This is a genomic window from Pseudomonas sp. BN415, from assembly GCF_029871195.1.
Taxonomy (GTDB): domain Bacteria; phylum Pseudomonadota; class Gammaproteobacteria; order Pseudomonadales; family Pseudomonadaceae; genus Metapseudomonas; species Metapseudomonas resinovorans.
This window is the reverse complement of record NZ_SSOK01000061.1, coordinates 169638-183265: the sequence shown is the minus strand read 5'-3', so window position 1 is coordinate 183265 and position 13628 is coordinate 169638. Positions and strand designations below refer to the sequence as shown.

Annotated in this window: 15 protein-coding genes; 1 reads left to right on the top strand and 14 read right to left on the bottom strand. The window is 59.6% G+C overall.

Going from position 1 to position 13628, the window contains the following annotated elements:
• The 14 genes from E8F20_RS19235 to rpmH form a co-directional block, all read right to left on the bottom strand.
• Nucleotides 1–537, bottom strand: coding sequence for a F0F1 ATP synthase subunit delta (locus tag E8F20_RS19235; protein ID WP_280285161.1), 537 nt, complete (start codon nt 535–537; stop codon nt 1–3).
• A 12-nt stretch (nt 538–549) separates the two neighbouring features.
• Nucleotides 550–1020: a F0F1 ATP synthase subunit B gene (locus E8F20_RS19230; protein ID WP_077527493.1), complete on the bottom strand. Its 471-nt coding sequence runs from the start codon at nt 1018–1020 to the stop codon at nt 550–552.
• Between the two features lie 49 nt (nt 1021–1069).
• Nucleotides 1070–1327 carry a F0F1 ATP synthase subunit C gene (gene atpE, locus E8F20_RS19225; protein ID WP_003457994.1) on the bottom strand — a complete coding sequence of 86 codons (258 nt, stop codon included), beginning with the start codon at nt 1325–1327 and terminating at the stop codon, nt 1070–1072.
• Between the two features lie 174 nt (nt 1328–1501).
• Complete coding sequence (gene atpB / locus E8F20_RS19220) at nt 1502–2371, bottom strand: F0F1 ATP synthase subunit A (RefSeq protein ID WP_280285160.1); 870 nt, start codon at nt 2369–2371, stop codon at nt 1502–1504.
• A 16-nt stretch (nt 2372–2387) separates the two neighbouring features.
• On the bottom strand, nt 2388–2795 hold the full coding sequence (locus E8F20_RS19215) for a F0F1 ATP synthase subunit I (RefSeq protein WP_280285159.1): 408 nt from the start codon (nt 2793–2795) through the stop codon (nt 2388–2390).
• Between the two features lie 147 nt (nt 2796–2942).
• Nucleotides 2943–3815, bottom strand: a complete 873-nt coding sequence (locus tag E8F20_RS19210) for a ParB/RepB/Spo0J family partition protein (RefSeq protein WP_280285158.1) — start codon at nt 3813–3815, stop codon at nt 2943–2945.
• A 9-nt stretch (nt 3816–3824) separates the two neighbouring features.
• Nucleotides 3825–4613, bottom strand: coding sequence for a ParA family protein (locus tag E8F20_RS19205; protein ID WP_028627005.1), 789 nt, complete (start codon nt 4611–4613; stop codon nt 3825–3827).
• Between the two features lie 14 nt (nt 4614–4627).
• Nucleotides 4628–5275, bottom strand: coding sequence for a 16S rRNA (guanine(527)-N(7))-methyltransferase RsmG (gene rsmG, locus E8F20_RS19200; RefSeq protein ID WP_280285157.1), 648 nt, complete (start codon nt 5273–5275; stop codon nt 4628–4630).
• Nucleotides 5275–7167: a tRNA uridine-5-carboxymethylaminomethyl(34) synthesis enzyme MnmG gene (gene mnmG / locus E8F20_RS19195; protein WP_280285156.1), complete on the bottom strand. Its 1893-nt coding sequence runs from the start codon at nt 7165–7167 to the stop codon at nt 5275–5277. Before mnmG ends, rsmG begins: the two co-directional genes overlap by 1 nt.
• A 516-nt stretch (nt 7168–7683) precedes the next feature.
• On the bottom strand, nt 7684–9051 hold the full coding sequence (gene mnmE, locus E8F20_RS19190; protein ID WP_280285155.1) for a tRNA uridine-5-carboxymethylaminomethyl(34) synthesis GTPase MnmE: 1368 nt from the start codon (nt 9049–9051) through the stop codon (nt 7684–7686).
• 84 nt (nt 9052–9135) lie between these two features.
• Nucleotides 9136–10815: a membrane protein insertase YidC gene (yidC, locus tag E8F20_RS19185; protein ID WP_280285154.1), complete on the bottom strand. Its 1680-nt coding sequence runs from the start codon at nt 10813–10815 to the stop codon at nt 9136–9138.
• 2 nt (nt 10816–10817) lie between these two features.
• Nucleotides 10818–11063 (bottom strand): membrane protein insertion efficiency factor YidD, encoded by a 246-nt coding sequence (gene yidD / locus E8F20_RS19180; RefSeq protein WP_280285153.1) that lies wholly within the window; start codon nt 11061–11063, stop codon nt 10818–10820.
• A complete protein-coding gene (gene rnpA / locus E8F20_RS19175; protein WP_280285152.1) occupies nt 11056–11460 on the bottom strand; it encodes a ribonuclease P protein component in 405 nt (134 codons plus the stop codon). The genes yidD and rnpA overlap by 8 nt, the downstream gene beginning before the upstream one ends.
• A gap of 14 nt (nt 11461–11474) precedes the next feature.
• On the bottom strand, nt 11475–11609 hold the full coding sequence (rpmH, locus tag E8F20_RS19170; RefSeq protein ID WP_003290924.1) for a 50S ribosomal protein L34: 135 nt from the start codon (nt 11607–11609) through the stop codon (nt 11475–11477).
• Between the two features lie 528 nt (nt 11610–12137).
• Here rpmH and dnaA point away from each other — a divergent pair.
• Nucleotides 12138–13601: a chromosomal replication initiator protein DnaA gene (gene dnaA / locus E8F20_RS19165; RefSeq protein WP_280285426.1), complete on the top strand. Its 1464-nt coding sequence runs from the start codon at nt 12138–12140 to the stop codon at nt 13599–13601.
• The last annotated feature ends 27 nt before the right edge of the window (nt 13602–13628 follow it).

The following is a 13628-nucleotide window of genomic DNA, read 5'->3' as shown; positions in this document are numbered from 1 at the left end:
TCAAGATTTCAACGCTTCGGCCAGTTTCGCGATTTTGCCGCGAACCGAGCCATCGATAACCAGGTCGCCGGCGCGGATGACTACACCACCTATGAGGCTGGAGTCTTCCACGGCGTGCAGACGCACTTCCCGGCTGAGCCGTGCGCTGAGAACCTTGGCGAGTTTGTCTTGCTGTTCATCGCTCAATGCGAAGGCACTGGTGACTTCCACGTCTACCGATTTCTCTTGTTCGGCCTTGTAGAGCTCGAACTGTTCGGCAATTTCCGGCAGCAGCACGAGGCGGCCATTCTCGGAAACAACGTGGATGAAGTTCTGTGCCTGGGCGTCGAACTTGTCGCCAACCACCTCTATGAAGGCGTTGGCTTTCTCTGCGCTCGTCAGTCGCGGGGCTTTGAGCACACGCTGCATGGTGTCGTCCTGCGACACCGCAGCGGCCAGGCCTAGCATGGCCGACCAAGCGGCCAGCTGCTGATGGGCCTGGGCGTACTCGAAAGCAGCCTTGGCGTAAGGTCGGGCCAGCGTGGTCAGTTCTGCCATGATCGCCCTCGCTTAAATTTCGGCTGCCAGTTTGTTAACCAGCTCCGCGTGCGCGTTTTGATCGATAGTGGCACCCAGGATCTTCTCGGCACCATTAACGGCCAGGCTACCCAGTTGGGCGCGCAGCGCGTCTTTGACGCTGTTCAGTTCCTGCTCGATCTCGGCCTGAGCTTGCGCCTTCAGGCGCTCACCTTCAGCACGTGCCTGATCGCGAGATTCATCGACGATCTGGGTAGCGCGCTTTTTGGCTTGCTCAATGATTTCAGCTGCCTGAGCCTTGGCTTCGCGCAGTTGCTGACCCACTTTTTCATGGGCCAGCTCCAGGTCACGAGCCGCACGGTTGGCAGCGTCCAGGCCATCAGCGATCTTCTTCTGACGTTCACGCAGAGCAGTGATGACCGGAGGCCACACGAACTTCATGCAGAACAGTACGAAGATGAAGAACGCAACGGACTGGCCGATCAGGGTTGCATTAATATTCACGCCAACACCTCGCTCGTTCGTTGTCAGTCGAATCCTCGAAAATCGAGGATTACTGGGCTACCTGAGCAATGAACGGGTTAGCGAAGGTGAAGAACAGAGCGATACCAACGCCGATCATGGTTACGGCGTCAAGCAGACCGGCCACGATGAACATTTTAACTTGCAGCATCGGAACCATTTCCGGCTGACGAGCAGCGCCTTCCAGGAACTTGCCACCCAGCAGACCGAAGCCAATGGCGGTACCCAGGGCACCCAGACCAATCAGCAGAGCTACGGCGATCGCGGTCAGACCTACTACAGTTTCCATTTTTCCTCCCGACTTTATGTCGTGTTGGTTAAGGTTTAAGTGAAGCGGTAAAGCGAAATCGTTTTGTTCCCACTGCCCTTGCGGGCTTCCCGCGCCGTGGCGCGAGACCATCAGAATCACCGGTGCACTTGATTTCCTCCCAGCGGGAGAGCGACCAGGTGCACCAAGAGGTTCTTAATGGTTGTCCTCATGCGCCATCGACAGATAGACGATGGTCAGCATCATGAAGATGAAGGCCTGCAGGGTGATGATCAGGATGTGGAACACAGCCCACGCCCACTGCAAGGCAATGCCCAGGCCGCTCAGCAGCAGAATGCCGGCGCCGAACATCACGGCGATCAGGATGAACACCAGCTCGCCGGCGTACATGTTGCCGAACAGACGCAGTGCCAGAGAGATCGGCTTGGCGATCAGGGTGACGAACTCGAGCAGGAAGTTGACCGGAATCAGCAGGATCTGAACGAAGATGTTCTTGCTGCTGAAGGGGTGCAGGGTCAGTTCGCCCAGGAAGCCGCCGATGCCTTTGACCTTGATGCTGTAGAAGATGATCAGGCCGAACACCGAGAAGGCCATACCCAGGGTGGCATTCGGGTCGGTGGTCGGAACAGCACGGAACGGAATGTGCGAATCACCGGAAATGAGGACGGCCAGCATCGGGATCCAGTCCACCGGGATCAGGTCGATGGCGTTCATCAGGAAGATCCAGACGAAGATGGTCAGCGCCAACGGGGCGATCAGCGGATTACGACCGTGGAAAGTGTCCTTAACGTTGGTGTCGACGAAGTCGATCATGACTTCCACCAGGTTCTGCAGACCACCAGGGATGCCGGAGGTGGCTTTCTTGGCCGCCAGGCGGAACAGGAGCACGAAGATCAGGCCCAGTCCGATGGACCAGCCCAGGGTGTCGACGTGGAAAGCCCAGAAGCCCATTTCCTTAGCTTGCTCGGCGCTGTGGGCGAAGCCCCAATCGCCATTGGACAGACGACCGAAGGTCAGGTTCTGCAGGTGGTGCTGGATATAGCCCGAAGCGGTTTGCTCTGCCATGTTTGCCTCAAACGCCCTAAGGTTTCGAAAATCTTGTTCTCATCAGCAGGGGCGCGAACCAGCTGACGGACTGAGTCAGCAGGAAAGCGCCGAAAACTGCCGGCGCATCCAGGGGTTTCACACCTGCAAACGTCAGTGCAAACAGCACTGCCGTCAAAATCAACTTGCCCATCTCGCCCGCATAGAAAGAGCGGACTATCGCCTGGGCTGCACGGGCTCCGCTGTAACGGAACGCCTTGCGGGCGAAATACAGGTTCGGCAACCAGGCGATCAAGCCGCCGCACAAGCCAGAATATCCAGCCACCGTACCCCGCCACTGCCAGAGAACGACAGCGGCGAGCAGCAGTACGACCAGTTGAACCAGCAACACCGGAAAGACCGGTAGACGATGGACGGGCAAGCGGTTTGGCGTGCGGATATCCATCGCAGCAGTTCCTCTGGTGTCGGCCGCTGGAATCAACGACTTGGCATACTTTGTGCCGACAAAATTGCGCGCAGAGTATAGGGGGGGAACCCCCCCTGTTCAACTGCCGGGTAGTGAAATCCGACCGTCGCTACAGCGCCAAATGTTTCAGCGAATGTGGGCCAGGACGCCCTGCAGCTCGTCGAGGGAGTTGTATCGGATGACCAGTTGACCTTTGCCTTTCTGGCCGTGCTTGATCTGCACCGGAGCGCCCAGCCGCTCAGCCAGGCGCTGTTCAAGCCGGCTGATATCCGGATCAGCCTTGACCGGCTCGACAGCTTTTTCAGTGGCGTTCAGCCACTGCCGTACCAGTGCTTCGGCCTGGCGCACGGTCAGGCCTCGTGCGACAACATGTCGCGCCCCCTCCACCTGACGCTCCAGGGGTAGACCGAGCAGCGCCCGAGCGTGCCCCATTTCCAGGTCGCCGTGGGAAAGGAGGGTCTTGATCTCTTCAGGCAAGCCGATCAGGCGCAGGAGGTTGGTAATGGTGACGCGGGACTTGCCGACCGCTTCAGCCACTTGCTGTTGAGTGAGTTGAAATTCCTGCTGCAGACGCTGCAGCGCGATGGCTTCCTCGATGGGGTTGAGGTCCTCGCGCTGGATGTTTTCGATCAGCGCCATGGCGATGGCGGCTTCGTCGGGCACTTCTCGGACCATGGCCGGGATTTTGTCCAGCCCGGCTTGCTGGCTGGCGCGCCAGCGGCGCTCACCGGCGATGATCTCGAAGCGTCCCGCACCGATGGGGCGCACCACGATGGGCTGCATGACGCCCTGAACCCTGATCGACTGGGCCAGTTCTTCCAGGGCAGTGGGGTCCATGTCGCGGCGGGGCTGATACTTGCCGCGCTGGATCAGGTCCAGGGGCAGGTGCTGAAGCTCGCGGGTATCGACCTTTACGGCTTCTTCTTCAAGCGTGGTGACGGTACTGCCGCCCAACAGGGCGTCCAAGCCACGGCCCAGACCTCGTTTTTTCGCGGCCATGCGGATTCCTTATGCGGTAGCGGTTTTGGCTTTGGCGCGCTGGCGTCGGACCAGTTCGCCAGCCAGCGCCAGATAGGCGATGGCGCCACGGGATTGCTTGTCGTAGACCAGGGCCGGCATGCCGAAGCTAGGGGCTTCGGCCAGCCGTACGTTACGAGGGATGACAGCATCGTAGAGCTTGTCGCCGAAGTGTTCCTTGAGCTGCGCCGAAACGTCGTTGGTCAGGCTGATGCGCGGATCGTACATGGTGCGCAACAGGCCCTCGATCTTCAGGTTCGGGTTCAGCAGCTGGCCGATGCGCTGGATGCTGTTCATCAGGTCCGACAAGCCTTCGAGTGCGTAGTACTCGCACTGCATGGGGATGATCACGCCATCGGAAGCGACCAAAGCGTTGATCGTCAACATCGACAGCGAAGGCGGGCAGTCGATGAGGATGTAATCGTAATTCTCGCGAATGGGTGCGAGGGCTTCGCGCAGGCGATGTTCCTTGCTGGGCATGTCCAGCAATGCCACTTCCGCAGCGGTGAGATCGCGGTTGGCCGGCAACAGCTGGTAGCCGCCGTGCTCGGAGTACTGCATGGCCGTAGCCAGGTCGCACTCGCCGGTCAGCACGTCATAGACGGAATGCTCAAGGGCAAGCTTGTCGATGCCGCTGCCCATGGTGGCGTTGCCCTGGGGATCGAGGTCGATCAGCAGCACGCGCCGCTTGGTAGCGACCAGCGACGCGGCGAGGTTGACACAGGTGGTGGTCTTGCCGACCCCGCCTTTCTGATTGGCAATTGCGAATACCTTGGCCATGGCTGCCTTCCCCCTCATAGCGTGCGGCGCAGTATCAGCAGATGGCGCTGACCTTGGCAACCGGGAACCTCCAGCTGATGCGCGGACTCGACGCGGAAGTCCGCAGGCAGTGCCTGCAGCTCGTCGTCCGGGTGCAAGCCTTTCATGGCCAGCCAGCGTGTTTCGCCATCGCCGAGATGGCGCGTCCAGTTGCTGAAATCCTCCAACGAACTGAAGGCGCGCGAGACGATGCCATTGAACGGCTGCTCGGGAGCGAAGGCTTCGACCCGGTTGTGGACCACTTCGAGGTTGGTGAGTTTCAGTTCCAGCTTCACTTGGGTCAGGAAACGGGTCTTCTTGCCATTGGAATCGAGCAGGGTGAAGCGGCGCTCCGGGAACAGGATGGCCAGCGGTATGCCCGGCATACCGCCGCCACTACCGACGTCCAGCCAGTTATCCCCAAGCTCGGCGACATGAGACACAACGCTCAGGCTATCGAGGAGGTGGCGCGAGACCATTTCATCCGGATCACGGACCGCAGTCAGGTTGTAAGCCTTGTTCCACTTGATCAGTAAGGCGAGGTAGGCGAGGAGCTTTTCCTGCTTTTCCGGGGTGAGTTCTACAGCGAGTTGCTGTGCGCCAGTGGCCAGTTCGTCGGCATGGCGCTGGGAAACCAGGGACATCAGGCGCTCTGCTCCAGCTGGCGGCCGGCACCGCGTTTCTTCAGGTGGATCAGCAACAGGGAAATCGCCGCCGGGGTCACGCCGGGGATACGACCGGCCTGGCCGAGAGTCTCCGGACGGGAGTTGCCGAGCTTGTGCTGGATTTCCTTGGAGAGACCCGAGATGGTGGCGTAGTCCAGGTCGTCAGGCAGTCGAATATCTTCGCTGGCCCGAAGGCGTGCGATCTCGTCCTGCTGCCGGTCGATGTAACCGGCGTATTTGGTCTTGATCTCTACCTGCTCGGCAACTTGCGAATCCTCCGCGCCACCACCGGTGACTTCCACCAGTCCGGCGTAATCGATTTCCGGACGGCTCAGCAAGTTGAGCAGGTTGTATTCATGGGCCAGCGGGGTGCCGAAACGCTGGGCGATTGCATCGCCCTCGGGCGTTCCAGGACGGACCCAGGTGCTTTTCAGCCGTTGCTCTTCGAGTGCGATGCCCTCGCGCTTGGCTTCGAAAGCCGCCCAGCGGTTGTCGTCCACGAGGCCGAGCTCGCGGCCCTTTTCGGTGAGGCGCAGGTCGGCGTTGTCCTCGCGCAGGATCAACCGGTACTCGGCGCGTGACGTAAACATGCGGTAGGGCTCCTGGGTACCCAGGGTAATCAGGTCGTCTACCAGTACGCCGATGTAGGCCTCGTCGCGACGCGGACACCAGGCTTCTTTGCCCTGGGCGCGCAGGGCGGCATTGGCGCCAGCGAGCAGGCCCTGGGCGCCGGCTTCTTCGTAGCCCGTGGTGCCGTTGATCTGGCCGGCGAAGAACAGGCCGGAGATGACTTTGGTTTCCAGGCTGTACTTCAGGTCGCGTGGATCGAAGTAGTCATATTCGATGGCATAGCCCGGACGCACGATATGCGCGTTCTCCATACCGCGAATGGACCGGACGATGTCCAGCTGCACGTCGAATGGCAGCGATGTGGAGATACCGTTGGGATACAGCTCATTGGTGGTCAGACCTTCCGGCTCGAGGAACACCTGGTGACTGTCCTTGTCGGCGAAGCGGTGGATCTTGTCTTCGATGGACGGGCAGTAGCGCGGACCGATGCCTTCGATCACGCCGGAATACATCGGCGAGCGATCGAGGTTACTGGCGATGATCTCGTGGGTCCGCGAGTTGGTATGGGTGATCCAGCAGCTGACCTGGCGCGGGTGCTGTTCCTTCGAGCCGAGGAAGGACATGACCGGGATCGGGGTGTCGCCTGGTTGCTCGGTCATTACCGAGAAATCCACAGAGCGACCGTCGATGCGCGGCGGGGTGCCGGTTTTCAGTCGACCGACACGCAGCGGCAGCTCTCGCAGGCGGCGGGCCAGCGCAGTGGACGGCGGATCGCCTGCGCGGCCGCCCGAATAGTTTTGTAGACCAATGTGGATAAGTCCGCCGAGGAAGGTGCCCGTGGTGAGCACTACGGATTCAGCGAGGAAGCGCAAACCCATCTGAGTCACGACGCCTCTGACCTGGTCGTTCTCGACGATCAGGTCGTCACAGGCCTGCTGGAATATCCACAGGTTCGGCTGGTTCTCGAGAATCTCGCGAATCGCGGCCTTGTAGAGCACGCGGTCAGCCTGAGCGCGCGTGGCACGAACGGCTGGTCCCTTGCGGCTGTTCAGTACACGGAACTGGATGCCCCCCAGGTCCGTGGCGATAGCCATGGCGCCGCCGAGGGCATCGATCTCTTTGACCAGGTGGCTCTTGCCGATGCCACCGATGGCCGGGTTGCAGCTCATCTGGCCGAGGGTTTCCACATTGTGGGTCAGCAGCAGGGTCTTCACGCCCATGCGTGCGGCCGCCAAGGCGGCCTCAGTGCCGGCATGGCCGCCACCGATCACGATCACGTCAAAACGGGAAGGGAAATCCACCACGCACCTCGTGCCTGTTCAAGGCTGGGAAATAGAGAAAGCCGCACAGTATAGGGGAATTCACTCGCTCTCATGAAGCCGTCTGGCCAAAAAATAGCCAATAGCTTTCCCGGCCTTCTCCCCGGGAAGTTATCCAGATGGGGAAAAGTCTCTGTGGGTAAGAATAGAAAAGAGAGAAGAATTTCTTAAAAAGCCTGTTTTTATGTTTATACCTTAGGGAAAGGCTTTTCTGTTGATAAGTTAATCAAGACCGTTAAGACCGGCAGTCTCAGAGGATGATAACTCTGTGGCGTTCCTGGCTGTAGCCGTTGAGTATGCCGTCAGAAAGCTGTGTATCTAAATGGCAGTTATGCACAGGAGATTTATCCATCGGCTTTTCACCAGGGTTATGGACTGGGTTAAGGGCCAGTTATCAACAGGGTTCCGGCGAAGGATTTTTCAGGCGAGAAGGCAGGAACGAACCGCCCGTTTGGCAGGCAGTTGCGTTCTCTGTGGATAAGAAAGGAGGGGGGACGCTTACTTGCCGATGCAGAAGCTGGAGAAGATGCGGCCAAGCAGGTCGTCGGAGCTGAATGCGCCAGTGATTTCGCCCAAGGCCTGCTGGGCTTGGCGCAGGTCCTCGGCGAGCAGTTCGCCAGCGCTGGCGAGCGTAAGCTGGGAACGGCCGTGATCAAGGAAGGAACCCGCCTGACGCAGGGCTTCAAGGTGACGACGACGGGCGCTGAAGCTGCTTTCGGCAGTCTGTTGATAACCCATGCAGGCCTTCAGGTGTTCGCGAAGCAGCTCAAGGCCGTCTCCGGAGCGAGCCGACAGGCTGAGGGTGACATGCCCATCGTCGCTGATTTCAAGCGCGCTAGCCTCGCCACTGAGATCGGCTTTGTTTCGGATGAGGGTGACCTTCGTTGGCTCCGGCTCCTGGTCAAGGAACTCTGGCCATAGTGCGAAAGGATTGGCCGCTTCGGGTGCGGTAGCGTCTACCACCAGAAGCACCCGGTCAGCCTCGCCAATGGCCTTGAGGGCGCGCTCGACGCCAATCTTTTCCACATGGTCGTCGGTATCGCGCAGGCCGGCAGTATCTACAACGTGCAGGGGCATGCCATCGATGTGGATATGTTCCCGCAATACGTCGCGGGTGGTGCCGGCGATTTCGGTCACGATGGCTGCTTCGCGCCCTGCCAGCGCATTCAACAGACTGGATTTTCCAGCATTGGGGCGACCAGCGATCACTACGGTCATGCCATCGCGCAGCAGAGCGCCCTGGCCGGCTTCTCGGATGACTGTGGATAAGTTTTCCCTCACGCCATCCAGAAGGCCAAGCACATGGCCATCGGCGAGGAAATCTATTTCTTCCTCGGGGAAGTCGATGGCGGCCTCCACGTAGATGCGTAGCTCTATCAGCTTCTCGGTCAGTCCATGTACGCGCTTGGAGAACTCGCCCTGCAGCGAGCGCAAGGCATTGCGCGCCGCCTGTTCGGAACTGGCTTCGATGAGATCGGCGATGGCTTCCGCTTGGGCCAGGTCGAGTTTGTCATTGAGGAATGCTCGCTCGCTAAACTCACCGGGACGTGCCTGGCGAGCCCCCAGTTCCATGCAACGGCGCAGCAGCAGGTCGAGTACGACCGGGCCGCCGTGGCCCTGGAGTTCAAAGACATCTTCTCCGGTGAAGGAGTTGGGGCCTGGAAAATAGAGCGCGATTCCTTGGTCCAGGGTTTGCCCGGAACCATCAAGGAAGGGGCCATAGTGAGCAAAGCGGGGTTTGGGCGAGCGACCGCTGATGGCTTCGGCGATCCGCGCGGCGTGGGGTCCGGATACGCGGACGATGCCCACGCCCCCCCGGCCCTGGGCGGTGGCGACGGCGACGATGGTGTCACGGATAGGATTCATCTGTGGATACCTTGGGATCTACGAATGGCAGATAGCAAGACGCCCCCAGAGGGGGCGTCTTGTTCAAGCTGTCTGGCGTCGCTGTCAGGCTTCTGCCTTCTTGCTGGCCGCCTCGATCTGCCGGGTAATGTACCACTGCTGTGCGATCGAGAGGACGTTGTTGACCACCCAGTACAGTACCAGGCCAGCCGGGAACCACAGGAAGAAGAAGGTGAAGATGATCGGCATCAGCTTCAGTACCTTGGCTTGCATCGGGTCCGGCGGCGTCGGGTTGAGTTGCTGCTGGATGAACATGGTGGCGCCCATGATGATCGGCAGAATGAAGAACGGGTCCTTGATCGACAGGTCGGTGATCCAGAACATCCACGGGGCCTGGCGCATTTCTACGCTTTCCAGTAGTACCCAGTAGAGGGCCAGGAAGACTGGCATCTGCACGAGAATCGGCAGGCAGCCGCCCAGCGGGTTGATCTTCTCCTTCTTGTACAACTCCATCATCGCCTGGGACATCTTCTGGCGATCGTCACCGAACTGTTCTTTCAGGGCTTGGAGCTTCGGCGACACGGCACGCATACGTGCCATGGAGCGATAGCTGGCCGCCGAGAGCGGGAAGAATGCAGCCTTGATCAGGATGGTCAGGACGATGATCGACCAGCCCCAGTTACCCAGCAGGCTGTGGATATGTTGCAACAGCCAGAAGATCGGTTGGGCGATGAACCACAGGAAGCCGTAGTCGACCGTGAGTTCCAGGCCCGGGGAGAGTTCCTTGAGGTGATCCTGGGTCTTCGGGCCGGCGTAGAGAATCGCGGACGTTTCGGCCGAAGCACCTGCTGGGACATTCAGCGAAGGACCTACGAAACCGACGATGTAGTTGCCACGGGAGTCCTTGCGGGTCTGGATGGCGTTGTTCTGGTCCTTCGGTGCAACCCAGGCGGTCACGAAGTAGTGCTGCAGCCAGGCGACCCAGCCTCCCTGCACGGTTTCCTTGAAGGGCTGCTTATCCATGTCTTTCATGGAAAGCTTCTTGTACGGCTCATCCGGAGTCCAGACCGCAGCGCCCAGGTAGGTGGACACACCAGTGGCTGTGGTTGCGGACGGGTCGGCGCTGGCGTCACGCTTGAGCTGGGCATACATGCTGCCGGACCAGGGTTGGGCGCTCTGGTTGTCGACCTTGTAGGCCACCTGCAGCTCGTACTTGCCGCGGTTCAGGGTGAAGCGCTTGGTGTAGTTCACACCGGCTTCGCTGAATGTCAGGTCGACTACGAGTTGTTCCTGACCATCGGCCAGCTTGAAGCTGCGCTGAGTGGCGCTGTACATCGGGCGTCCGTTGGCCCGGGCGTCCGGACCATTGGCACCGACCAGGCCGCTTTGGGCCTGGTAGAGGCGCTCACCACCATTGTCGAACAGCTGGAAAGGCACATCCGGATGATCTTGGCGTCGCGGGTATTTCGGCAGGGTCAACTGGACGATGTCACCGCCATTCGGATCGATGGCCAGGCTCAGTACGTCGGTTTCAACACGGATCAGTTCGCTGCTGGGAGCGACGGTCTGGGGAGTTGCCGGTTCGCTGCGCTCAGCGCTGGCGGTCGGCACGTCGTCGCCGGACTTGGCGGTTGCGTTGTCGTCCGGCAGCGTCGCTTGCGCGGAGCTTGCGCTATTGCCTGCACTCGGCAGGGCGGCTTGGCCGTAGTCCTGGTTCCACTGCAGAACCATCAGGTAGGACACGATTGCCAGGGCGACGATCAGGATCGAGCGTTGAATATCCATGATTACTCGGCCATCGAAGGAGGTTGGGGAGTGTTGGCAGGTGGCACCGGGTCATAGCCGCCCGGATTCCACGGATGACAGCGGCCCAGCCGACGCAGGGTCAGCCAGCCGCCACGCAGGACGCCATACTGTTCGATGGCCTCCTGCGCGTAGCAGGAACAACTGGGATAGAAACGACAGTGACTGGCCATCAGTGGACTGATGGCGTAGCGATAGAACTGGATCGGAGCGAGGGCCAGTTTACGCATGGGGACTGTCGGACACCCCTGATCCGGGAGCAGGTTCAGGGCGAGTCCGGCTGCGCGCGAGGCGCTTCCAGAGCTTGCCGAACTGATGCCTCAGCTCAGGATTCTCCAGATCGCCGATGCCTTTGCGCGCCACGATGACGATGTCCCATCCGACCAGCAACTCAAGGTTATGGCGGAAGGATTCGCGAATCTGGCGTTTTAGGCGATTGCGCTCGACGGAAAGCTTGACGCTTTTCTTGCCGATCACCAGACCCAGGCGGGGGTGATCAAGGCCGTTGTCACGCGCGAGGAGCAGGACGTGCTTGCCGGGAACCTTTCCGGTGGGTGAGTCGAAGACTGCCTTGAACTGTCGGGGTATCAGCAGTCGCTTTTCCCGATCGAAGCCCTGACTCACCACCCGTTCCGGATAAATCAGACGGTCAGGCGCTTGCGGCCCTTGGCGCGACGACGCGACAGGACTTGGCGGCCGTTCTTGGTGGCCATACGGGCACGGAAACCGTGGGTGCGAGCGCGCTTGATGGTGCTGGGTTGGAAAGTGCGTTTCATGATGCTTTTACCTGGTGGTCACTACGGGCCGGAAGTGGCCCCCGTTTAAAGAGACCGGCAATTCTAGTGAAACGGTGCGGGCAGGTCAATTTCCAACCAGCGCTGTCGAGTAAAAGAATATAGAAGAAAGGGGAATTTAAAAAAGCTTGGTTATGTTTTTTATAACTGGGCCAGCACCTTGCCTGTGGAAAACCCAGCACAGGCCGCATGCTGTCTGCGTGTGAGCCGACTAACAACCTTGTCAGAAAGAGGTGCTCTGGTTGTGGGCGATCTGGGTAGAAGCTGGGGGTGAATGGCGAGGTTACCCACAGGCGAGTTATGCAGGCACTTTTCCCCAGGAGATAAGGCCGGGTTATGGCATGGTTATCCACAAGATTCATGCCAAGCACAACGTGATTCTGCGCGGTGAATAACATATTGATTTTATTCACCCATTCGACATTTTTCGTGTGGATAACTCTTCCTGCCGCGGCTACAATGACGGCTGTTTTGTTTGAGTCCGGCATCATTCCGACTTGGGGGACATCCGTGTCAGTGGAACTTTGGCAGCAGTGCGTGGAGCTCTTGCGCGATGAGCTGCCTGCCCAGCAATTCAACACCTGGATCCGCCCATTGCAGGTTGAAGCTGATGGAGACGAACTGCGCGTCTACGCGCCGAATCGGTTCGTACTCGATTGGGTCAACGAGAAGTACATGGGGCGGCTCCTCGAGTTGCTCGGCGAACGGGGCAACGGCCTGGCGCCTGCTCTTTCCTTATTAATAGGCAGTAAGCGCAGCCCGGCACCGCGGAAGGCACCACCGCCCCCGCCTCCGGTCATGGCGCCTCCGCCACCCCCTCCTACCGCTCCATCGCATAAGCGCATCGAGACCGTGGAAGAAACCCGCGACAACCTCGATCCGCTGGCATCGGCGGTATCTGCACCAGCGATCCGTACGGAGCGTTCCGTGCAAGTGGAAGGGGCGTTGAAGCACACCAGCTACCTGAATCGCACCTTCACCTTCGAGAACTTCGTCGAGGGCAAGTCCAACCAGTTGGCCCGCGCGGCGGCCTGGCAGGTGGCGGATAACCCCAAACACGGCTACAACCCGCTGTTCCTTTATGGCGGCGTGGGTCTGGGTAAAACCCACTTGATGCACGCTGTGGGTAACCACCTGCTGAAGAAGAATCCGAATGCCAAAGTGGTTTACCTGCATTCCGAGCGATTCGTGGCAGACATGGTGAAGGCCCTTCAGTTGAATGCCATCAACGAGTTCAAGCGATTCTATCGATCTGTAGACGCGCTGCTCATCGACGACATTCAGTTCTTCGCCCGCAAGGAGCGTTCGCAGGAAGAGTTTTTCCACACCTTCAACGCCCTGTTGGAGGGCGGTCAGCAGGTGATTCTCACCAGTGACCGCTACCCAAAGGAAATCGAAGGCCTGGAAGAGCGCCTCAAGTCCCGCTTCGGCTGGGGTTTGACGGTAGCGGTTGAACCGCCCGAGTTGGAAACCCGTGTGGCCATCCTGATGAAGAAGGCCGAGCAGGCCAAGGTGGATCTGCCGCACGACGCCGCGTTCTTCATCGCTCAGCGTATTCGTTCCAACGTGCGCGAACTGGAAGGTGCCTTGAAGCGAGTGATTGCCCACGCCCACTTCATGGGCCGGGATATCACTATCGAACTGATCCGTGAGTCGCTCAAGGACCTCCTGGCCCTGCAGGACAAGTTGGTCAGCATCGATAACATCCAGCGCACCGTAGTCGAGTACTACAAGATCAAGATGTCCGACATGCTCTCCAAGCGCCGCTCGCGCTCGGTGGCTCGGCCTCGGCAAGTCGCCATGGCGTTGTCCAAGGAATTGACGAACCACAGCCTTCCGGAGATCGGCGACGCGTTCGGCGGACGAGACCACACCACGGTGCTGCACGCCTGTCGTAAGATTGCACAACTAAGGGAATCCGACGCGGATATCCGCGAGGATTACAAGAATCTGCTGCGTACATTGACCACCTGACCGCAGCCCAAGAGGCAAGGGACTAGA

Excerpts from the sequence above, each read along its gene's own strand:
- yidC (WP_280285154.1), bottom strand. The coding sequence starts at position 10,815 with ATGGATATTCAACGCTCGATCCTGATCGTCGCCCTGGCAATCGTGTCC.
- yidD (WP_280285153.1), bottom strand. The coding sequence starts at position 11,063 with ATGCGTAAACTGGCCCTCGCTCCGATCCAGTTCTATCGCTACGCCATC.
- rsmG (WP_280285157.1), bottom strand. The coding sequence starts at position 5,275 with ATGTCCCTGGTTTCCCAGCGCCATGCCGACGAACTGGCCACTGGCGCA.
- E8F20_RS19205 (WP_028627005.1), bottom strand. The coding sequence starts at position 4,613 with ATGGCCAAGGTATTCGCAATTGCCAATCAGAAAGGCGGGGTCGGCAAG.
- rpmH (WP_003290924.1), bottom strand. The coding sequence starts at position 11,609 with ATGAAACGCACTTTCCAACCCAGCACCATCAAGCGCGCTCGCACCCAC.
- mnmE (WP_280285155.1), bottom strand. The coding sequence starts at position 9,051 with ATGAATCCTATCCGTGACACCATCGTCGCCGTCGCCACCGCCCAGGGC.
- atpE (WP_003457994.1), bottom strand. The coding sequence starts at position 1,327 with ATGGAAACTGTAGTAGGTCTGACCGCGATCGCCGTAGCTCTGCTGATT.
- atpB (WP_280285160.1), bottom strand. The coding sequence starts at position 2,371 with ATGGCAGAGCAAACCGCTTCGGGCTATATCCAGCACCACCTGCAGAAC.
- E8F20_RS19210 (WP_280285158.1), bottom strand. The coding sequence starts at position 3,815 with ATGGCCGCGAAAAAACGAGGTCTGGGCCGTGGCTTGGACGCCCTGTTG.
- E8F20_RS19215 (WP_280285159.1), bottom strand. The coding sequence starts at position 2,795 with ATGGATATCCGCACGCCAAACCGCTTGCCCGTCCATCGTCTACCGGTC.
- E8F20_RS19235 (WP_280285161.1), bottom strand. The coding sequence starts at position 537 with ATGGCAGAACTGACCACGCTGGCCCGACCTTACGCCAAGGCTGCTTTC.